This window comes from Protofrankia sp. CiP1_Cm_nod4, assembly GCF_982290645.1.
This window is the reverse complement of record NZ_CEVIVC010000137.1, coordinates 5,809-7,000: the sequence shown is the minus strand read 5'-3', so window position 1 is coordinate 7,000 and position 1,192 is coordinate 5,809. Positions and strand designations below refer to the sequence as shown.

1 protein-coding gene is annotated in these 1,192 nt (G+C 77.9%); it reads left to right on the top strand.

Features of this window, described 5'->3' with window-relative positions; all coding sequences use genetic code 11:
• Window positions 1–59 precede the first annotated feature (59 nt).
• Window positions 60–1,192 (top strand): lanthionine synthetase C family protein (locus tag AC5LSR_RS19770; protein ID WP_493468802.1); only part of this gene is annotated, 1,133 nt, incomplete at its 3' end.

Here is a 1,192-nt window from a genome sequence, read left to right as displayed (position 1 = left end):
ACCCGCACCCACCGGCTCGCCCGCGCGATCGCCCTCGCCGACGCCGCCGGAGCACAGCGATGACGCGGACCACCGCTGTCCGCCGCAGGCTGTGGCTCGCCGATGCCGACATCGAGCGTGCGCACGCGCTCGCCGCCGACATCGCCGCCGAGCTCACCGACCCGCCACCGCCCGGCGGCGACGAGCAGGACGAGCAGGATGCGCCGGCCAGCCGGCGGTGGCACCACCAGTCCCTGTCCAAGGGCGCGCCCGGCATCGCGCTTCTCCACGCGCTGCACGCACCCCCCGACCGGCGTGACGGGCTCGTCCACCAGTGGCTGCGCTGCGCGACCGCCGGCGGCCTCAGCGTCGGACGCGGCGCCGGGCTGTGGTTCGGCGCCCCAGCGGTCGCGTTCGCCGCTACCACGGCCGCACCCCACCGGTACCGGGAGGCGCTGGCAACCCTGGACGCCGCTGTCGCCGCTCTCACCCGGGCGCGGCTGGCGGCGGCCCGGGCCCGGATCACCGCGGCGCAGCGGCCCCGGCTCGCCGAGTTCGACGTCGTCCGCGGCCTGACCGGGCTCGGCGCGTACCTGCTGCGACGCGACCCGGATGGCCCCCTCGTCCGCGACGTCCTGGACTACCTGGTCGCGCTGACCCGGCCGCTGCCCACCCGCGACACCGTCGGATCCGACGCGCCCGGCTGGTGGGCCAGCGACCCGCCCCCCGGCGACCCGGACGACCTGGGCGGTCACGCCAACCTGGGGACGGCCCACGGCATCGGCGGTGGCCCGCTCGCGTTCCTCGCGCTCGCGCTGCGCGCCGGTGTCACCGTTGCCGGGCACGCCGAGGCCATCGACCGGATCAGCGACTGGCTCGACACCTGGCGCCAGCCCGCACCCGCCGGGCCGTGGTGGCCCGAGCACCTCACCGCCGCAGACCTGCGGGCCGGCCGGCCCACCCAGGCCGGCCCGACCCGACCGTCGTGGTGTTACGGCGTCCCCGGACTCGCCCGCGCCCAGCAGCTCGCCGCAATCGCCCGCGGCGACCGCACCCGCCAGGCCGCCGCGGAACACGCCCTCGCCGCCTGCCTCGGCGATCCGGCCCAGCTCGCCCGGCTCACCACCCCGACCATCTGCCACGGCTGGGCGGGCGTGACACTTACCGCCTGGTTCGCCGCCGCCGACGCCTCCACCACCAGCCTCGACCCGAT